The sequence below is a fragment of the Acinetobacter nematophilus genome, from assembly GCF_026344175.1.
GTDB lineage: Bacteria > Pseudomonadota > Gammaproteobacteria > Pseudomonadales > Moraxellaceae > Acinetobacter > Acinetobacter nematophilus.
Window position 1 is genome coordinate 44,849 of sequence record NZ_JAPKMY010000007.1, and the last position, 18,206, is coordinate 63,054.

At 39.8% G+C, this 18,206-nt stretch carries 18 protein-coding genes; 9 read left to right on the forward strand and 9 right to left on the reverse strand.

All coding sequences use genetic code 11. The features are described 5' to 3' along the window. Window positions 1-3 precede the first annotated feature (3 nt). The 3 genes from OSH00_RS13335 (at window position 4) to OSH00_RS13345 (ending at window position 4,761) form a co-directional block, all read left to right on the forward strand. Window positions 4-933 carry an alpha/beta hydrolase gene (locus tag OSH00_RS13335; protein WP_266130825.1) on the forward strand — a complete coding sequence of 310 codons (930 nt, stop codon included), beginning with the start codon at window positions 4-6 and terminating at the stop codon, window positions 931-933. Between the two features lie 70 nt (window positions 934-1,003). Beyond that, window positions 1,004-2,278 (forward strand): replication-associated recombination protein A, encoded by a 1,275-nt coding sequence (locus OSH00_RS13340; RefSeq protein WP_266130826.1) that lies wholly within the window; start codon window positions 1,004-1,006, stop codon window positions 2,276-2,278. 131 nt (window positions 2,279-2,409) lie between these two features. Beyond that, window positions 2,410-4,761: a glycerophosphodiester phosphodiesterase family protein gene (locus tag OSH00_RS13345; RefSeq protein ID WP_266130827.1), complete on the forward strand. Its 2,352-nt coding sequence runs from the start codon at window positions 2,410-2,412 to the stop codon at window positions 4,759-4,761. Between the two features lie 19 nt (window positions 4,762-4,780). On the opposite strand, the gene OSH00_RS13350 is transcribed toward OSH00_RS13345, so the two are convergent. From OSH00_RS13350 to OSH00_RS13360, 3 genes are all read right to left on the reverse strand, one after another. Beyond that, entirely contained in the window at window positions 4,781-5,296 is a 516-nt protein-coding gene (locus OSH00_RS13350) for a hypothetical protein (RefSeq protein ID WP_266130828.1), read from the reverse strand. A 187-nt stretch (window positions 5,297-5,483) separates the two neighbouring features. Continuing rightward, window positions 5,484-7,886, reverse strand: a complete 2,403-nt coding sequence (locus OSH00_RS13355; protein ID WP_266130829.1) for a TonB-dependent receptor plug domain-containing protein — start codon at window positions 7,884-7,886, stop codon at window positions 5,484-5,486. Between the two features lie 258 nt (window positions 7,887-8,144). After that, on the reverse strand, window positions 8,145-8,333 hold the full coding sequence (locus tag OSH00_RS13360; RefSeq protein WP_196075135.1) for a heavy-metal-associated domain-containing protein: 189 nt from the start codon (window positions 8,331-8,333) through the stop codon (window positions 8,145-8,147). Window positions 8,334-8,515: 182 nt separating this feature from the next. Between OSH00_RS13360 and OSH00_RS13365 the strand changes: the two genes are divergently transcribed. After that, window positions 8,516-9,070 (forward strand): DUF4303 domain-containing protein, encoded by a 555-nt coding sequence (locus tag OSH00_RS13365; protein WP_266130830.1) that lies wholly within the window; start codon window positions 8,516-8,518, stop codon window positions 9,068-9,070. 68 nt (window positions 9,071-9,138) lie between these two features. Here the strand turns inward: OSH00_RS13365 and purC are convergent, their stop codons facing one another. From purC to dapA, 3 genes are read right to left on the reverse strand one after another with little or no spacing between them, the layout of a single operon-like run. Next, the gene (gene purC, locus OSH00_RS13370; protein ID WP_004825848.1) at window positions 9,139-9,858 is read right to left on the reverse strand and encodes a phosphoribosylaminoimidazolesuccinocarboxamide synthase; all 720 of its coding nucleotides are present in this window, start codon (window positions 9,856-9,858) and stop codon (window positions 9,139-9,141) included. Window positions 9,859-9,895: 37 nt separating this feature from the next. Continuing rightward, a complete protein-coding gene (locus tag OSH00_RS13375) occupies window positions 9,896-10,504 on the reverse strand; it encodes a lipoprotein-34 precursor (NlpB) (protein ID WP_266130831.1) in 609 nt (202 codons plus the stop codon). A 15-nt stretch (window positions 10,505-10,519) separates the two neighbouring features. Beyond that, on the reverse strand, window positions 10,520-11,416 hold the full coding sequence (gene dapA, locus OSH00_RS13380; RefSeq protein WP_196075138.1) for a 4-hydroxy-tetrahydrodipicolinate synthase: 897 nt from the start codon (window positions 11,414-11,416) through the stop codon (window positions 10,520-10,522). A gap of 692 nt (window positions 11,417-12,108) precedes the next feature. Between dapA and mhpT the strand changes: the two genes are divergently transcribed. The 3 genes from mhpT (at window position 12,109) to OSH00_RS13395 (ending at window position 15,158) form a co-directional block, all read left to right on the forward strand. After that, a complete protein-coding gene (gene mhpT / locus OSH00_RS13385) occupies window positions 12,109-13,332 on the forward strand; it encodes a 3-(3-hydroxy-phenyl)propionate transporter MhpT (RefSeq protein ID WP_266130832.1) in 1,224 nt (407 codons plus the stop codon). A 136-nt stretch (window positions 13,333-13,468) separates the two neighbouring features. Then, the gene (pncA, locus tag OSH00_RS13390) at window positions 13,469-14,110 is read left to right on the forward strand and encodes a bifunctional nicotinamidase/pyrazinamidase (RefSeq protein WP_266130833.1); all 642 of its coding nucleotides are present in this window, start codon (window positions 13,469-13,471) and stop codon (window positions 14,108-14,110) included. 94 nt (window positions 14,111-14,204) lie between these two features. Continuing rightward, entirely contained in the window at window positions 14,205-15,158 is a 954-nt protein-coding gene (locus OSH00_RS13395; RefSeq protein WP_266130834.1) for a bile acid:sodium symporter family protein, read from the forward strand. A gap of 52 nt (window positions 15,159-15,210) precedes the next feature. Here OSH00_RS13395 and OSH00_RS13400 read toward each other — a convergent pair whose 3' ends face one another. Beyond that, entirely contained in the window at window positions 15,211-15,684 is a 474-nt protein-coding gene (locus OSH00_RS13400; RefSeq protein WP_266130835.1) for a 2-thiouracil desulfurase family protein, read from the reverse strand. Continuing rightward, the gene (locus tag OSH00_RS13405; RefSeq protein WP_266130836.1) at window positions 15,681-16,199 is read right to left on the reverse strand and encodes a GNAT family N-acetyltransferase; all 519 of its coding nucleotides are present in this window, start codon (window positions 16,197-16,199) and stop codon (window positions 15,681-15,683) included. The genes OSH00_RS13400 and OSH00_RS13405 overlap by 4 nt, the downstream gene beginning before the upstream one ends. A 105-nt stretch (window positions 16,200-16,304) precedes the next feature. Between OSH00_RS13405 and OSH00_RS13410 the strand changes: the two genes are divergently transcribed. Then, window positions 16,305-16,571, forward strand: a complete 267-nt coding sequence (locus OSH00_RS13410) for a DUF4031 domain-containing protein (protein WP_266130837.1) — start codon at window positions 16,305-16,307, stop codon at window positions 16,569-16,571. Window positions 16,572-16,688: 117 nt separating this feature from the next. Next, the gene (locus OSH00_RS13415) at window positions 16,689-17,009 is read left to right on the forward strand and encodes an ArsR/SmtB family transcription factor (protein WP_266130838.1); all 321 of its coding nucleotides are present in this window, start codon (window positions 16,689-16,691) and stop codon (window positions 17,007-17,009) included. 132 nt (window positions 17,010-17,141) lie between these two features. On the opposite strand, the gene OSH00_RS13420 is transcribed toward OSH00_RS13415, so the two are convergent. Further along, the gene (locus OSH00_RS13420) at window positions 17,142-18,113 is read right to left on the reverse strand and encodes a cation diffusion facilitator family transporter (RefSeq protein ID WP_266130839.1); all 972 of its coding nucleotides are present in this window, start codon (window positions 18,111-18,113) and stop codon (window positions 17,142-17,144) included. Between the last annotated feature and the right edge of the window lie 93 nt (window positions 18,114-18,206).

Consider the following 18,206-nt stretch of genomic DNA (forward strand, 5'->3'; position numbering starts at 1 on the left):
AAAATGTCTGATTTATTTACACGATTGAAAAAAATTACAATGTGCTTATGTGCGATCATTCTAAGCTTTGCTACGTATTCCCTTGCTTATGCCAAGCCTGATCTAAAGCCCTTAGGACCGAGTATTGCAGATCATGGTTCAAGTTATTATCAGTTTCAAGTTCACAGCTTTCAGTCAGCAGATCAGCAACGACATTATAAAGTTTGGTTAGGTATACCTAAACAGATCAATAAAAATCAGCCCCGACCCGCCATTTTTATGCTGGATGGTAATTCAGTGATGGCGCGTTTAGATGAAGCATTATTAAAGCAATTACCAGAACAAGATAGCCCCGTTTTGGTGGCGATCGGCTATCAAACTCAGTTGCCGTTTGAATCTGCTTCACGTTCCGTGGACTATACGCCAGCAGATGAGTCAGGAAAAATATCCGTTGATCCCCGAAATCCTGAACGTATGTCAGGTGGAAGTTTGCAGTTTAGACAAACGATCTTTGAAAAAGTCATGCCTTGGGTTCATTCACAGGTCAAGCTGGACACTCGACGCACGGCATTGTGGGGACATTCCTATGGCGGATTATTTGTATTGGATACCTTGTTGAATCACCAGCAGCATGAGCAGAAATTTTCGCATTATTTTGCAGCAAGTCCATCTTTAACTTGGGCAGATTCCCGATTACTGAAAGCAGTTGAACGCGCAAAGCCCGAAGCACTTAAAAATCAAAAACTGTTGGTGATGGAGGGTGATTTTGCTTCATCTACTCCAGCGAAAATGAGCCCGAATATCGATCAAGATATGATTCAAAATAATCGACAACTGGTTTTAGACTTAGCCAGTAAAGGGGCAAATGCCAAGCTCCTGCTGTATCCTAATCTTAGTCATGGGGACGTCTTTCAGGCTTCACTCATGGATATTTTACAGAATCGATTATTTTAAAATTGAAAGTACATTATTGAATGCTTTCCATAGTAGACTAAGCTCAGCATTCATCAATTAAAAAAGCAGTATGTCAGACACTCAAATTCCACTTCCAGAACGTTTACGTCCACGTGATTTGTCTGAAATTATTGGACAAGATCATTTGCTTGGTGCTGACGCACCATTACGTCAAATGATTGATCAAGGGCATTTGCCTTCGATTATTTTCTGGGGACCACCAGGCGTTGGAAAAACCACAATTGCATTGTTATTGGCACAAGCTGTGGATCGTCCATTTGTCAGCCTCTCAGCGTTAAATACCGGGGTTAAAGAACTGCGTGAAGTGATTGCTGAAAGTGGTGATCTATTAACCCCAGTGGTATTTATTGATGAAATCCATCGTTTCAACAAGTCGCAACAAGACGCATTATTAAATGCTGTAGAAAAAGGTAAAATTACCTTAATCGGGGCGACAACAGAGAACCCTTCATTTGAAGTCAACAGCGCCTTACTTTCACGTTGTCAGATTTATACGCTAAATGCACTCGGCAATGAAGCAATTCAAGAATTGATTCTTCGTGCCATTCAACAAGACAAGTTTTTACAAGAGCGCCACATTCAGATTGAAGAATTTGATGCCTTGATTCAATTCGCCGCAGGGGATGCACGTAAGGCATTGAATTTAATTGATCTGATTGCCAGCACTTTTGAAGCTGATGTTGAAAATAGGGTGACCAATGCGATCGTGGTTAAAGTTGCCCAACAGAATATCGCACGCTATGACAAGTCCGGTGAACAGCATTATGATCTTGTGTCTGCGTTTATCAAGTCGATTCGTGGGAGTGACCCAGATGCAGCGTTATACTGGATGGCACGAATGCTAAAAGGTGGAGAAGATCCAGTTTTTATTGCACGACGTATGCTGATTGCTGCCTCAGAAGATATTGGCAATTCAAATCCCAATGCACTATTGTTGGCAGGAGAGTGTTTCCGCTCGGTCCAAGCCATTGGGATGCCCGAATGCAGAATTATTTTAGGGCAATGTGCTGTTTATTTGGCGACCAGCGCAAAAAGTAACAGTACTTACTTAGCCATTAATAAGGCATTAGAGCTGGCCGAAAAAACCTCTAATTTAGCCGTACCTTTACATTTACGTAATGCACCCACCAAATTGATGAAACAACAGGGTTATGGTGCAGATTATCTCTATCCGCACAATTATCCAGAACATTTTGTGCTACAAGACTATTTGCCACCTGAATTAAAAGGGACCAAACTATATGAGTCTGCACGAAATAAGCGGGAGGTTGAAGGGGAGCGCTTACAGCAACGCCGTTGGCAGCAGGAGCAGCAGCAACAATAATTTTCATGTTGGCTTTAAATGAGCTGATCTATGACAGATAAAGGTTTAAAATATCGGCAAAATTTGAATTAGGCTGATGTCATTTACAACGGATATTATTGAAAATACGTTTTGAATGCTCTAGAAATTTTATGAAGCTTACTGTTTTATCTTGTGCTGTTTTAATTGCTTTACCTGTGACTGGTTATGCTGAACTGGCAACAAAAATTTCGACACAGACTCCGTCTAAAACGGCAATACCACAATTTAAAAAGCTTTATCAGCAAAATTTTGTTCGGCAGAACAATATTCCTCAAGGGTGGCGAATTCCCGGGAATAATCCGGGTCATATTTATATTGAGCACGGTGTACTGAATATTGATGGACGGGCAAATGCAATGAGCCCAACCTCGATTTTATTGCCACAATCTCTTGAAAAGCATAAAAACTATAGGATTGATCTCGAATTTACTTTAGATCAACCAGTCAATGCTTCCCGTTGGGGAAGCGTGATTTATGATGTCACAGAAACGCAGGGCGTAATTCCAAGCAGTTACTATCAATTTACCCTCAGAGCAGATGCAACAGCGAAGAACGGCACTGAATTTGGACGCCATAAAACGAATGCGCAATGGGAAGTGAGTGAGACCAAAGCCTTCTCTGAAAATATCAAAGCAAATCAATGGTACAAAGCCAGTGTCGTGGTCTCTGGTCAACGGGTACAACATTATTTGAATGATCAGTTAATGCAAGATGTTGAGCTGAATCAATTGTCTACAAAAGGTGGAATTGGCTTCTCTGCCTCAGGTGCCATTTTAAAAATTAAGAAAATCCAAGTCTCTGAACAACTCATTGCCTTACCTGATCTTAGCCATAATAAAGTTATGCAGGTACAAGAAGTTCAAACCAATGTAGCTTTAGCCCCAACCATTATTCAAAAAGTAAAACATCCAAATGGCGCATTAAATTCGAGTAATCAGCAGTATTATCAATTAGATGCAAATTTAAATTTACTTGATCAAACTGGTCAGGTGATCGAAACCTTAAAACACTATCTCTCCACTCCACAGCGTAACACCATTCCGGTTTTAGAGATTAAAGACCCCAAAAGTATAGAAGCATTAAAATTACTGTCTAAATCTCAGGATATTAGTGATATTACCGTGTTATCAAGAAGTGATGAGCTGCTTAAATCTGCACATCAAATTATACCGATGGTACGAACAGCATTGGATTTAAGTCGTGAAAATCTTAAAGACCGTCATCAAGATCTTGCTGAAATTATCCGTCGCAGCAATCAAGCTTATGCACGAATTGTAGTTGTTCCACAAAGCCTGACGGAGAAAGCATCGATCAGTTTTATCCAACGCCATTTGATGACAGTTTGGATGGATACATCTGCTGTTGAGACTCAGGATGCTGCGCGGGTGTTGACCACAGGTGTAAATGGGGTGATCACAACGCACAGTACGGTTTTTTCCAGTATATTGAAGCAATTTCCGAAAAATACTTTATTACGTAAACCTTTTATTATTGGGCATCGGGGTGTACCCAGTTTAGAGGATGAAAATACTTTAGAAAGTCTCAAACATGCTGTGGCTTTGGGTGCAGATATCGTCGAAAATGATATTTATTTGACTAAAGATCAGCATCTTGTGGTTATGCATGATGCAACGGTTGATCGTACTACGCGTTCAACAGGAAAAATTGAAGAGATGAATCTTGCACAGGTTCAACAATTAAGATCCAAGCACAAAGCTTATAAAATACCTACTCTTGCAGAGTATTTTAGCATCTTAAAACAGCATCCAAATGTTGTACTGATGATTGAAATGAAAAGTGCCAATCCCGCATTGGTCGCAAAAATGCAGGATGAGATTAAAAATTACCAAGTGGAAAGCCAAGTGGTCACCACATCGTTCAATACAGATCAAATTGTACGTGCACAAACCCAAATGACCGAGATTCCCCGAGGTTTATTGGTGGGGAATATGCCAAACAGTCGTAATATTTTGGTCAATATCCAACAGATCAATAACGATGTGCAAAAGTATAATTCAAGTTATAACCCTGCCTACCGTAGTGATTTGATCAATATTTTAGAAGCCACTAAGCACCGTGGTATCAGTTTCTGGCCTTGGGCTTTGAGTGATGATACATTTAAGAAGCTGTATGTTGCAGGAACTTATGGGATCACCACCAATTCAGCACAGCTTTATTCTAAATATATAGTGGATATACAAGCACCGAAAAATATCAAAGTCAAAGTAGGGCAAGCTGTTTTAATTGATGCGCAAACGACTCAACAAGACGGAGAAAAAGCCAAATTGCAAGTCAACAATTTTGTTGTTTTAGCGGGTTCTCCAAAGCATGAGCTAAAAAATGGGCAGTTGAGTTTTGTTGAGCAGGGAACAGCGTATGTTTTGGCGGGTTATAAATATCAGATTGATCAACAATACGACTATCACATCTTTTCAGCACCTATCAAAGTGGTGGTGAAATAACTCATCGAACTGTATTGGTTTAAAAAGGGACTTTGACATTTTTAGGAAAATGGGGAAAAAGAATAAAAAGCATTTTGGGATTTTTCTGTAAACCTGAACCGTCTAGATAAGTCCAATGATGTGAATGTTGTGGGCGAATCGCAACCATAAAAGAAGGCGGTGCTTTGACTGTTTTGCCTGCCACTTTCATGGTGATGGTTTTCGGAACAAAACAAATTTCTTCTTGATCAACAATATAGCTATAAAGAGGGGGAGCGGATTCAACTTTTTGAATCTCTAAGTTTGATGTCGCGAGGATACTTTGTGTGTGTTGGAGAAGTTTTTGGTAATTTTCTACACCACCGACATAATTGATGAGTGACGGATGAGTTTTCTGTTGCATAAAAGAATAATCATTGTTTTTTAAATCTTGTCCTAAACGCTCTAGGTCAGGTGCAATGATTTTAGAATAGTCTTGTTTACAGCTTAATTGTTGTGCGAGTCCATGGCTCGAAAGGATTAAGAATAAAATACATGTATAAATTGTTTTTATCATCTTGGATTAAATTCGAATATGTCTTGTTTTGAGTATATAAGTTTCTGCTAAAAAGTTCATCACCAATCTAAATCTAGCGATACCCATCCATACCCTGTCCAGATTTTAATAGTGATTACCAAGCACAATAAGCATAAAAAACCGAGTCACTTAACTCGGTTCAATGCTTTTTAAAAGGCTCAAACCCTCACCACTTATAATTAATTTTGCCGTAATAGAATGCGCCATTAAAGCCAAAAGGTGAAAACTGGCTATACTGTAGGCTTCCACCAGTAGGTTTATTGATGTCATAAACATCTTGATCTGGATAAACATTGGTAATGTTGTCACCACCAAGAGTAAATTTCCACGCGTTCAATTGATAGCTTAGGGCTAAGTCCAAAAGCCATTTTGCAGAGAATTTTTGATCACTGGCTGAACCGGCGTTACTAAACGTTTTAAAGCTTCCGTATCGCGTGAGATTGGTGTTAATGCCGAAATTTCCAATTTTATAGTCATTGGCCAAACTGAATTTATGTTCAGGTGTACTGCCTGCCAGTAATCCATATTGTTCACGACGGTCTAAGCGTGTCAGATTGACACCCAAGGTATTTAAAATTTCGGGATTTTTATCCACATTGGTGACTTCATTACGATTGAAGTTATAAGCCAAAGATGTGGTTAACTCTCCATAAGGAAGGTTCTGCCATTGGTAGTTTGCAACCAAATCCACGCCACGTGTACGTGTATCACTGGCATTATTGAAGAAGCGGACACTGCTAAAGTTGGTATTGGTGATGCCTTTTGAGATCAGATAATCACGTACAGCAGGGCTGTTGGCATTAATATTGGAAGACAGACTAATACGATCATCAATATCGATTTGATAGGCATCTAAAGTCACATACAGATTTGAAGTTGGGGTAAACACAAAGCCAAGACTATAGTTTTTGGATTTTTCAGCTTTTAAATCCTCAGCACCGAGTAATTGTGCAACTTGAGATGAGCTTGGGAATGTACCGGCTTCAACAAATTGCCCATTCACCAGTTGAGATGAGGTTTGGGCAAAATACTGTTGTGCCAGACTGGGTGCTCGAAAACCTGTTGAAACTGAACCCCGTACAGCAATTTGTGGTAAAAGCTTATAACGTAAGGACAGTGAAGCATTGTTGGTATCACCAAAATCATCATATTTCTCATAACGATATGCACTAGAAGCAGAAAGCTTCTGGGTAATGTCAGTTTCTAAATCTAGATATCCAGCATAACTGTCACGCGTCCATTCGCCTGCATCAGCTTGACGGAAACCTGATAAACCTGAAGATCCACTTTTATAATAAGCACCTGGATCTCCTGCTTTAATTTGATATTGTTGGTTTAAATACTGGGCACCAAATGCAATATTCAAAGGGCTTGCAAATGCAGATATGTCATATTCTTTAGAAAGGTCAAGATTAAAAACAGACTGACTATTTTTCAGCTTGCCATTATGAAATGAATTGGGTGTTGCCCCTGTGTCTTTGTACAGATCAACATTAATGGTTCGGGTATTTACATCATATTGATTCAAACCATAATTTGCAGAAACATCATAATGCCAATCCGCGGCTTCTCCTCGTAAACCTGCAACAGCACTAAAGTCATCTAATTGACCTCGGATCAAAGGTAAGTAGCCATTCGGAAATAATGCCGGAACATTGTTTGAGGCATTGCTTAAACGATAAAATCCAGCAGTTTCAGCATTTCGATGGCTATAGGTGGAGAAACCATATAATTCGATTGCATCACTAAGGTCAAAGCCCGCATTGAAAGCAGCTTTTACTTCATCTGATTTTGGGTCACCAAATCGAAATGTCCTCTGCCCATAGGTGGTGGCATTTGGATCACGTAAGTCTAAGCCAGCACGATTGGTGGCTTCATTGTCCTGCCATTCACCTGAAAAAATGGCATAACCATAATCACCAAGTCGAGTTCCGCCTGAAACATAGGACTGCTTTTGCTCACCATCACCTTTATCATAAATGCCGTAGCGTATACCCGCTTCACCTGTTTTTGGGTCAGACTTTAAGATGATATTGACGACACCAGCAATTGCATCTGAACCATAACGTGCAGAAGCCCCTTCTCTGAGTACTTCGATGCGCTGAATTGCGGAAACAGGAATCGCATTTAAATCAGTCGGCGCTGAACCACGACCAATTGTTCCACCCAGGTTAATAAAAGCACCGCTATGGCGACGTTTACCGTTTACCAAGACCAAGACTTGATCAGGAGACAGCCCTTTCAGTTGTACAGGACGAACCAGTTCCGTTCCATCCACCACCGTCGGACGGGGAAAATTAATAGAAGGAATAATTTTACTTAGGGCTGTACCTAGCTCACTGGAACCTGTACGCTCCGTGAGTTCCTGTGCACTGATCACGTCAATGGGTTGTAGCGAATCGGTCTTAGAACGCTTTAATGAACGTGTCCCCGTCACCACAATCGTATCTAATGTTTTGACTTTGGGAGATGTATTCTGTTGCTCTTCAGCATGTGCTTGTGAGTACAGTAAAGCAAAGATCAAGCTTGCTGTGAGACTGAATGAATATTGTTTTGATAATATACGCATAACTCTATTTTGAAGCTCTTTTTGTAACTATTTGTAGTGATCATAGTGAGCTTGGAAAGATTTAGAAAACAACTTTTAAAAATATCAATAGAATAAAATCTGCAAAGTGTCTTGTTATTTAAAGGTTTCTATGAGTAATTAAAGCAAATTTTATCCGTAGTTGAGATTGATGATCGGGGTTTGTTTTAGCGTGGCACAGTATCGATGAAAAAAAAGGCTGTCAAAATGACAGCCTTCAGCATTAAAATTTTGAACCCTTTAACGTGGCGGAAACCCTGCCTCAGTTAAGGCATCTGCAACTTGTTGCTGAGTTGCTGATGTTTCAACTTTAACACTGCGATTTGGTGGATCAGCAATCACTTTTGCATTTGCATCTACAGATTGGACCGCTTTGGTGACGCCACGTGCGCAACCACCACAGGTCATATTTTCAATATAAAATTCCATATTTCACCTGTTCAAAGAAGATTCAAAAACAATATAAACCTTACCATCATTGTAAGGTCAAGCTTTAATTCCTGAACTTCGTGTTTTAAACAGATGTTGAGCCTCAGTCGAATACTGATATGCAAAATTTGCGCTTTGAGAGTAAACTCTGATCTTAAACTTGAGCACATAAGAACAGTATTATGAGAGAAGATCATTTATATTCAGTTATTTATCAAGATATTCAAGATGCCATAGCCGAGATTCAACAACAAACACAAGGTCAGCATCTATGCGCCATTGGTTTGGGAATGGTTGAAGATTTATGTGGTTTCTTTTATGTGGGATGCACAATAGAAAATCTTAAAGATTTTGAAGATGTGTATGAAGCATGGTGGATTTCAGAATGGCGTTATTCAAGTACAGCCAATAATCATACCCATGATGCGATCATGGCACTTTATGAGCGCCTGGGTAAACAATGCACGGATGAGCAATATATTGCTTTGAGAGAACATTATCAAGATACCATCATCCAAGCATTACAGGACTTAAGATCTGCAGGAAAATTAAAAAATCAGCAGGGTGAAGAAATCATCATGATTATTCAGTATGCTGATTCGTTTGATGAGGATTTTGAGGAGATCAGTTTCGCCCAGATTAACCCTGAGTTTTTGGTTCCGCTTTTTAAAAATCGTTTTAAGCAAAAATCAGGTGAAAATTTATATGACTATCTGTTGCAAAAAATAGAAGCTTAAACCCATTTCAAACGCAATAAAAAAGCTGAGTTCAATAACTCAGCTTTTTTATTGCTACATCACTGCTGTTAAAGATCTGAAAGATCCACACCAATACGTGCTGCAACTTCTTCATAAGCTTCAACCACACCACCTAAGCCTTGGCGGAAACGGTCTTTGTCTAGTTTTTTCTTAGTGTCTTTATCCCATAAACGGCAACCGTCTGGAGAAAACTCATCACCTAAAACGATACGGTCATGGAATACGCCAAATTCAAGTTTGAAATCGACAAGAAGCATGTTGCCTTGAGCAAATAAATCTTTCAGTACCACATTGACTTTTTGAGTCAGTTCTTTCATTTGAGCAAGTTGTTCCGCATTTGCCCAACCTAAAGCAATCGCTTGAGACTCATTCACCATAGGATCGCCTAAAGCATCATCTTTGAAGAACAGTTCAAATGTTGGTGGAACAAGTTCTAAACCTTCTTCAACACCTAGACGACGGCATAATGAACCTGCTGCATAGTTACGCATTACGCACTCTACAGGAATCATTTGCAATTTTTTAACTAAAACTTCAGTCGGAGAAAGAAGTTTTTCAAAGTGAGTTTCGATACCCGCTGCGGCCAATTTTTCCATGATAAAGGCATTAAAACGGTTGTTCACCTTACCTTTACGATCTAGTTGCTCTATTTTTTCGCCATTAAATGCAGATGCATCATCACGGAAAACTAGAATTAGATGATCCGCGCTATCTGTTTCATAAACAGATTTCGCTTTACCAGTATAGAGCAAGGTTTGTTTTAACATGGGGGAACCTTTTGCAAAAAAAAATTGCCTAGAACGACTAGGCTGGCCAGTTTTGGTAAATCTGGGTCAATAATCCTGCAGCTTTTTCTTTGTCTGCAAAACTATTGTCTGCGTTAAACACAGCAAGTGTGTTGCTTGAACCTACTGAGCTAAGTCTGAGTATATAAGTTGAGTTATCGATTTTCACAGTTGCCTCATTGGCAGTTTTGCTTTGACCGAGCAGCTTATAATTTAGACTACTGAGGGTTGCAAGTGTGTACTGCCAAATTGTAGCAGAATTTCCATCAATTTTGATCAATGGATTGCCATTTCCGTCAGTTAAAATTTGAGGTCTGCCCACAGTTTCGCTACCGCTTGAACTTTCATCTGTAGATGAATTGATCTGAGCGACTTCTGGGCGAGGCACGTCATAACGATTGCCTTTTTTATTTTCAAATTTTGGTGCATGCTGAAGCGCCAGCGGGTCAACAATAGGAGCTGGATACATTGGCGTTGCAGGTCTAACTGTTGAACCTTCAGGGTACTTAAGTGGCTCTACTGTGGTCGTATTTTTATAATCTAAAGAACCATTACTGATTCCAAGGGAACTACAACCCGCCAAACTTAAAGCTGAAATGGCAAGAGTTAAACCTAAACGTAATTGCATAATACTAAGCTCTTATTAAATGAGACCTACTGCTTTGAGTTCTTCACGCAGAGGTGCACGGTATTTTTCTGCTAGAGGAGTTAATGGTAAGCGAATACCTGTACCAATTAATTCCATTTCATGAAGTGCCCATTTCACTGGAATTGGGTTCGATTCGCAAAACAGAATATTGTTTAATTTTGCAACTTGGTCATCTTTAACTTTTGCAGTACTTGCATCACCAGCGAGTGCAGCCGCGCAAAGTTCACTCATGATTTTAGGTGCAATATTGGCAGTCACAGAGATATTGCCTTTTGCGCCTAACTGCATCAGTTCATTTGCAGTAGCGTCATCACCAGAATACACCAACATGTTTTTGCCTTGTAAACCCTCAATCAATTGTTTACCACGTGGTACATCGCCTGTTGCATCTTTAATTCCAACGATCTGAGGAATATCTGCTAAACGAATGGCGGTATCATTCTGTAAATCAACGCCTGTACGACCTGGAACATTGTAAAGAATAATCGGTAAATCAACAGCTTCCGCAACTGCTTTATAATGTTGGAATAAGCCTTCTTGGGTCGGCTTGTTATAATAAGGGGTCACTAAAAGTGCGGCATCTGCGCCGAGCTGTTTCGCTTCTTTGGTGAGTTCGATCGCTTCGTGTGTCGAGTTTGCACCAGTACCGGCAATAATTGGAATGCGTTTATTGGCTACACGGATAATTTCTTTAATTACTTCTGTGTGTTCCGCCATGCTAAGAGTAGATGCTTCACCAGTTGTACCGACAGCAACAATACTATTAGTGCCTTGTTCTATGTGCCACTCAACGAGCTTCTCGAGACCCTTCCAATCTACGCTGCCATCTTCAAACATAGGGGTGACGATTGCGACAATTGAGCCTTGAATGGTCTGTGCTTGCTGAGTCATTTTAAAAAAATATCCTATTTTTCCATCCGCATGCGTTTGAGTAAACAAGGGTTGGGATGGTTGCAGTATTTTGATTTGAGCGAAAAGCAATCATTCGAAAGATTGCATAATGCTTACCCAAATTATGACTGATTCAGCGAGACAGAACAATATGCTTTAGTCAAAGCTTGGAAATTCTTTAAAAAAAGCAACAATTCACTCACATTTCAGTTGAATAATATTTGGATTTGGACATTTTTCAAAAAAGTGAATCGGGATATTTTTTAAACAGCTATCTGTGTGAGATATAAATTGTGGATCGTCTTCATTCATCAGCTACACGGAGGTGATATTAATAGTTTTTTAAGATGATAACAGACATATGAATGATTAACCCCAGTGCTCTGAATCAATTGATTTTTCAAGTTTTGCTCAACAGATAATCTTTTATAGAGATCAGTTAGATCCTTACTGGTTCTTATAAAATGAGAATAATTCAATATATTTTCAGTATTTCCAAGTGAATTCCTCAGAATTGATCACAGCTTTTTTACTCTCATTGATTATAGTGATTTATAAAAAACAGGAATTTTCCTATATCGCAGGAGTGAAAACGAGATTTTGTACCACTTTTTGATAGTTATCTCTTCAGTGAGAGTTCTAGATGATGTCTATTCGTTATTCGGCAATATCTCGTAAAAGGATTTTCCACGATGGATAGATTAGTCACGCTCGATAAACAGCATTCTAGAATTACCATATTGATTTGCTTTTTAATCGCAGTGATCGAAGGGATTGATATTCAGGCTGCGGGGGTAGCTGCATCCGGGATCAAAGAATATTTTGCTTTAGATGCAAAGCAACTCGGTTTATTTTTTAGTACAGGAATTTTAGGATTACTGCCAGGTGCATTAATTGGAGGTCGTTATGCTGACCGTATTGGACGAAAAAAAGTTTTAATTGCATCGGTAAGCATTTTTGCAATTTTTACTTTATGCACTGTTTGGGTGAATAGTTTTTACGCTTTACTGCTTGTACGTTTTTTGGCAGGTGCAGGTTTAGGAGCTGCAATGCCCAATTTAATTGCTTTGGCCTCAGAGTCAACCACAGCGGAAAACCGTGGACGTGCTGTTGGTCTAATGTATTGTGGTATGCCAATTGGAGCAATCATTGTGTCTTTGTTGGCAGCCCAATTGGCAACTGTGGATTTGGCGAGCAGTTGGAAAACAATTTTCTATGTTGGGGGGATACTGCCTTTAATCGTTGTACCTCTGATGATCAAGTTTCTACCCGAATCACGTGAATTCCTTAAAGCGCAACAAGAGGTCAATCTTGCCGATCAAAAGGCTTTGTCTTACCGCGATTTGTTCAGCCGCATTTATGCCGCAAGAACATTATTGTTGTGGGTGAGCTATTTCTTCACCTTGATGGTGGTATACATCATGTTGAGCTGGCTACCTTCATTGTTTACTGAACTGGGCTTTAGCCGTAAAGATGGCAGTATGGCGATGGTCTATTTCCAGATGGGTGCAGCCCTAGGTACCGTCATTTTAGGCATGTTGATCGATCGTTTTCATAAAGCTTATGTGATTATTTTGATGTATGTGGGAATTTTGATTGGTTTATTCAGTCTGAATTCGGCCACTACATTGAATTTCATGTTTGTTGCAGCAGCCATCATGGGGACTTTTACAATTGGAGGTCAAGGTGTGTTATATGCTTTTGGTAGTTTTGTCTATCCAACCCATTTACGCGGTCAAGGTGTAGGTGCAGCTTCTGCCGTTGGGCGAATTGGTGCCATGATGGGACCTGCGATTGCCGGACAATTGTTGGCAATGGGAAGTGGTGCAGCAGGGGTGATCAGTGCTGCAATTCCTTGTATCGTTATTTCGGCAATTATCATGGTGCTATTAACGCGACGTTTAGAAACGACTTAATAGATCTAAATGCCTGAACCCTTGATTTTGATAAGAAGCTCGCAAATGTGAGCTTTTTTATTGTATGTTAGGTCATCAACTCGTGTCATATTGATCATTAAAATAGTTGAGATGTTGTCTGTATAAGGATAGGGAAATGTTGCAAACTGAGCGTAGTGCCTTAATTGTTGTCGATGTGCAGAATGGTTTTACTTCAGGAGGAAAGCTAGAGGTTGCCCAAGCGGAAAGGATCATACCGACAATCAATCAATTGGCAGATCATTTTGACAATATTGTACTGACACAAGACTGGCATCCTGCAAACCATATTTCATTTGTTGAGCAACACCCTCAACATAAAGCTTTTGATGTTGTTCAGCTGGACTACGGTCCACAAGTGCTATGGCCTGCTCATTGCATACAAGGCACACAGGATGCTGAATTCCATCCTGATTTAAATATTCCGACTGCGCAGTTGATTGTTCGTAAAGGTTTTCGTCCACACATTGACAGTTATTCAGCCTTTATGGAAGCAGATCATAAGACCACAACAGGTTTGGCGGGGTATTTGCGAGAACGTCAGATCGACACGGTATATATTGTCGGGATTGCGACAGATTTTTGCGTAGCATGGACTGCAATGGATGCAGCTAGATTAGGGTTTAAGACCTTTGTGATTTCCGATGCGACTAAAGCAATTGATCTCCAAGGCTCATTACAGCATGCATGGCAGGAAATGCTGGCTGTCGGCGTGAAGCGTATGGTTTCAAAAGAGATTCTTGATTTCTCTAAATCATAAATTACCGCATAAATCTGGGTATTTGAGAAAAGTGATACTGGTTTGAACGACATGCTTTAAGATAAGCCTTGATTTTAAACCTTGGGTCGGGACAATGTCAGCAATTTTACGCTTTAGTCAGTTTGTGCAAAAAACTTTTGCACTTTGGGTCGTTGTATTTGCCTTCATCGCATTATGCTTTCCCGATGCATTTGTATGGATGAAAGCTTATATTCCATGGGTTCTTGGCATCATTATGCTGGGGATGGGAATGACCATGACGGTCGATGAGTTTAAAAATGTATTGTCCAATCCAAAAGCAGTGGTGATTGGTGTGGTGGCTCATTTTGTGGTGATGCCGAGCGTAGCATTTTTTCTCTGTAAAATTTTTAATTTACCACCAGAAATCGCTGTAGGTGTCATTCTCGTTGGATGTTGTCCGGGAGGAACTGCTTCCAATGTGATTACTTATATGGCAAAGGGCAATACTGCTTTATCTGTGACATGTACTTCTGTTTCAACATTTCTCGCTCCAGTTTTGACCCCCGCCATATTCTATATTTTAGCCAGTCAATGGATTCCGATTGATGCAGGCTCAATGTTTATTGATATTCTTAAAGTGGTGATTTTCCCCATCATCTTGGGCGTCATTTTAAGAAGTTTGTTTAAACAGAAGACAGAACAATATATCCAAATTATGCCGTTGGTCTCTGTGATTGCGATTGTGGTCATCGTTGCAGCAATTATTGCCGCCAGTAAGGCGTCTATTTTGCAATCAGGTTTACTGATTCTCGGTGTAGTCATTCTACATAACGGATTAGGTTTTTTATTGGGCTATTGGGCAAGTCGTTTATTCAACTTATCTTATCCTGACTCCAAAGCTGTAGCGATTGAAGTGGGGATGCAAAACTCGGGTTTGGGAGTAACCTTGGCGGCACTTCATTTTGCGGCCTCTCCTGTGACCGCAGTCCCCAGCGCCATTTTCAGTTTATGGCATAATATTTCAGGTCCAATTTTAGCGACCTATTGGGCATCAAAAGCGGATAAAGTAACCCACAACCAGCCCTAACAGCAGCTCAAATTTCATTTTTACATGGAGAGCTACAGCAAGTTTTTGATGGTTATTCACTCTCGAGTTGTTTTAAAAACTCATTTTCCGTCATGACAATAAATCCATGTTGTTCCAATAAGGCAGTGGTGACACCTTTGCCTTGTACTTTTTGTCCTGAAAATGAACCATCATAAATCATACCTGAACCGCAAGAGGGGCTATTGGCTTTTAAGATAATATGGGTGACTTGGTATTGTTGTGCGAGTTTAAGTGCTTTTTCTGCGCCTTGGATAAATGCTGAAGAAACGTCATCGCCATTGGCATCTTGGACTATAGTCTGTCCCTGTAAAACAGCATGACCATCACCACCAACAATCTCAGCAGCAGGGCGTGGTATGCTTAAACCACCTGAAACTTCAGGGCAGATCACTACAGCCTGTTGATTGTTAAGCAACTGTTTAAATTTTTCTTGTAAACAGTTTTTGGCATCATAACGGACATTTTCACCAACAAGACATGCACTGATCAGATATTTTTTGGTCATCTTGGGTCTAATTCGAGCTGCATTAAATCCATGCCAATATCATATAAATCAGTTTTAAAGTCGAGGCTTAATTGTTCTGTAAAGGCAAATTTTTGATAGAATTTTTTTGCACGTGCATTGGTTTTCAGCACTTCTAAGAAGATATAAGCTTGATGATGCTGATTTGCGATCTCAATGATATATTGCATTAAATTTGCGGCTATATGTTTTCCGATGACCTCTTTAAGTAAATAAATTTTCTGTAATTCCATACCCATACACTTTAAATCTGGTTGGTATTGGTTAAGGTTAAGTTTAGCGTAGCCGATTAGTTGGGCATGCTCATTTTCAACCAATACCCAAATTTGTTGCGGGTCTGCTAGGGATTTTGATAAGTTTTCAAGACTAAAATCTTGGTTGAGAAAATTTTGTAATCCTTGTTCTGACCAAAGCTCACTAAAATGTTGGCGATAAGTGGTGTTGCCTAGTGTATAAAGTTGATTTGCATGGATCGTTGTGGCTTGGTAAATTTTCATGATGTTTTATCTTAAAATGATCGCTTGTTATGATTGGATGCAATGTTCAATCATTGATGATTTTCATGTGATAATCAATCTAAAATATGGGAAATGAAAGTCACTATGAGCGTTTATGTCGATCGTGCAAAAGTACCGTTTAAAGGTAAAGAATGGTGCCATCTCATGGCTGATACGCTAGAGGAATTACATCATTTTGCAAAAATGTTAGGTATAGATTCCCGCTTATTTCATCGTTCAGCATCTTATCCTCATTATGATATTACTCTGCAAATGCGTGTCATCGCCATTACGCATGGCGCAATTGATGCTGATCGAAAAACCATTATTGCTTGTGGTAAGCAACTTAAACTTCAACTCAACCAATCTTGATAAATGCTGACTGAAGGGCATCTCTCAAAGGATTTTTCTAGAGATTAAGTCTTGTTCTGATAAGAAGCACAAGGGTAGAATCTTTGATGACGATCAATGATGAACAATGATAGCGATATGAGTGTTAAAGAAGGTTCAACAGAAATATCACAGGACGACATTATTATTCTGGCTGAAACTTTTCGGCTTCTGGGGGATCCTTCACGTCTGAGAATTCTTATGTTCTGTATGCGTGGACCTCGCCCTGTAGGTGATATTTGTGAGGCACTGGACTTGTCTCAATCCTTGGTCAGCCACCATTTGCGGTTATTGCGTTCTGCACGATTGGTTAAAAGTGAACGTCAGGCAAAACAAGTCCTGTATGAAATTGCGGATACACATGTGAGTCATGTTTTGTCTGATATGGCAAAACATATTGCAGAAGAGCAATGTGGATAAAACGTTGTTGTTTTAATAAAATAAATAATTGAATTTTTATTAAATTTTTCATGTTGATCAAAATAAAGGCTGTTCTTCAAATGTAAATGCCACAAGATGGGTAGAAATGACCTTGTGGCACTTTGTGATTGCTTAGTGACTATGCCCAGCATGAGGATCAATTTTGACAGGCTTTTCAAGGCTACATGAGCTATCGCCTTGCCAATCAATTGCCACGGTTGGATGTTCAATATCAAATTTGGTTTTTAATTCATGTTCAATTTGCTCGGTCAGGGTCTTGATATCAACACCCGCTTCAGGTTGGACGTGTAATGTTGCCATTGCTCTCCCTGAGGTAATCATCCATACATGAATATGGCTAATTTTTTGAATGCCTTGAACAGATTTTAATAAGTAAGTGGTGATATCAACTGTATTGGCATTTGCAGGTGCGCCTTCGAGTAAAATATGAATGGTTTGTTTAAACAACGACCATGCACTGCGTAGTACAAGTAAAGAAACCAGTACAGAGAGAATAGGATCAATCGGGGTCCAACCTGAATACCAGATGACAATTGCAGCAATAATTGCAGCAACTGAACCGAGTAGATCACCCATCACATGCAAAATTGCCCCCTTAACATTTACATGATCTGTGTCGTTTCGTGTCAGATACCATAATACAAAGATATTTACCAGCATCCCAATAATGGCCACAACGAACATGGGGCCCGCAAGAACAGGTTGAGGTGATTGAAAACGTACAATCGCCTCATAAACGATCCAACCCACAATCCCGAACAATGTTAGAGAATTGATCAAGCCTGCAATGACTTCAAAGCGCATATAACCAAACGTACGGGATTTATCTGCGGTGCGTCGACCGAAACGAAAAGCTGCATATGCTAAGCCCAATGCAAGTGCGTCCGTCAGCATATGTCCTGCATCCGCCAGAAGTGCCAGTGAACCGGATATGATTCCTCCAGCAGCTTCAACAAGCATAAAGCTAAAAATAATGAAAAATGAAATGAGAATTTTTCTTTCATTTCCATTATTTGCTTCAGGCGCATGTGTATGGTCATGATCACTATGGCTGTTATGGGTATGATTGTGATTATGTCCCATAAGGACCTCTGCATTATTGGATTAATTACATATGAATATATGTTCATATGTTTGTTTTGTCAAATATGTTTATGTTAATGGCTCTAGTCCATT

What these genes read in the sequence shown, in the direction of transcription:
- OSH00_RS13415 (WP_266130838.1), top strand. Translation starts at nt 16,689, where the DNA reads ATGAGTGTTAAAGAAGGTTCAACAGAAATATCACAGGACGACATTATT.
- dapA (WP_196075138.1), bottom strand. Translation starts at nt 11,416, where the DNA reads ATGACTCAGCAAGCACAGACCATTCAAGGCTCAATTGTCGCAATCGTC.
- OSH00_RS13375 (WP_266130831.1), bottom strand. Translation starts at nt 10,504, where the DNA reads ATGCAATTACGTTTAGGTTTAACTCTTGCCATTTCAGCTTTAAGTTTG.
- mhpT (WP_266130832.1), top strand. Translation starts at nt 12,109, where the DNA reads ATGGATAGATTAGTCACGCTCGATAAACAGCATTCTAGAATTACCATA.
- OSH00_RS13345 (WP_266130827.1), top strand. Translation starts at nt 2,410, where the DNA reads ATGAAGCTTACTGTTTTATCTTGTGCTGTTTTAATTGCTTTACCTGTG.
- OSH00_RS13395 (WP_266130834.1), top strand. Translation starts at nt 14,205, where the DNA reads ATGTCAGCAATTTTACGCTTTAGTCAGTTTGTGCAAAAAACTTTTGCA.
- OSH00_RS13420 (WP_266130839.1), bottom strand. Translation starts at nt 18,113, where the DNA reads ATGGGACATAATCACAATCATACCCATAACAGCCATAGTGATCATGAC.
- OSH00_RS13340 (WP_266130826.1), top strand. Translation starts at nt 1,004, where the DNA reads ATGTCAGACACTCAAATTCCACTTCCAGAACGTTTACGTCCACGTGAT.
- OSH00_RS13405 (WP_266130836.1), bottom strand. Translation starts at nt 16,199, where the DNA reads ATGAAAATTTACCAAGCCACAACGATCCATGCAAATCAACTTTATACA.
- OSH00_RS13360 (WP_196075135.1), bottom strand. Translation starts at nt 8,333, where the DNA reads ATGGAATTTTATATTGAAAATATGACCTGTGGTGGTTGCGCACGTGGC.
- OSH00_RS13400 (WP_266130835.1), bottom strand. Translation starts at nt 15,684, where the DNA reads ATGACCAAAAAATATCTGATCAGTGCATGTCTTGTTGGTGAAAATGTC.
- OSH00_RS13335 (WP_266130825.1), top strand. Translation starts at nt 4, where the DNA reads ATGTCTGATTTATTTACACGATTGAAAAAAATTACAATGTGCTTATGT.
- OSH00_RS13355 (WP_266130829.1), bottom strand. Translation starts at nt 7,886, where the DNA reads ATGCGTATATTATCAAAACAATATTCATTCAGTCTCACAGCAAGCTTG.
- OSH00_RS13365 (WP_266130830.1), top strand. Translation starts at nt 8,516, where the DNA reads ATGAGAGAAGATCATTTATATTCAGTTATTTATCAAGATATTCAAGAT.
- purC (WP_004825848.1), bottom strand. Translation starts at nt 9,858, where the DNA reads ATGTTAAAACAAACCTTGCTCTATACTGGTAAAGCGAAATCTGTTTAT.
- OSH00_RS13410 (WP_266130837.1), top strand. Translation starts at nt 16,305, where the DNA reads ATGAGCGTTTATGTCGATCGTGCAAAAGTACCGTTTAAAGGTAAAGAA.
- pncA (WP_266130833.1), top strand. Translation starts at nt 13,469, where the DNA reads ATGTTGCAAACTGAGCGTAGTGCCTTAATTGTTGTCGATGTGCAGAAT.
- OSH00_RS13350 (WP_266130828.1), bottom strand. Translation starts at nt 5,296, where the DNA reads ATGATAAAAACAATTTATACATGTATTTTATTCTTAATCCTTTCGAGC.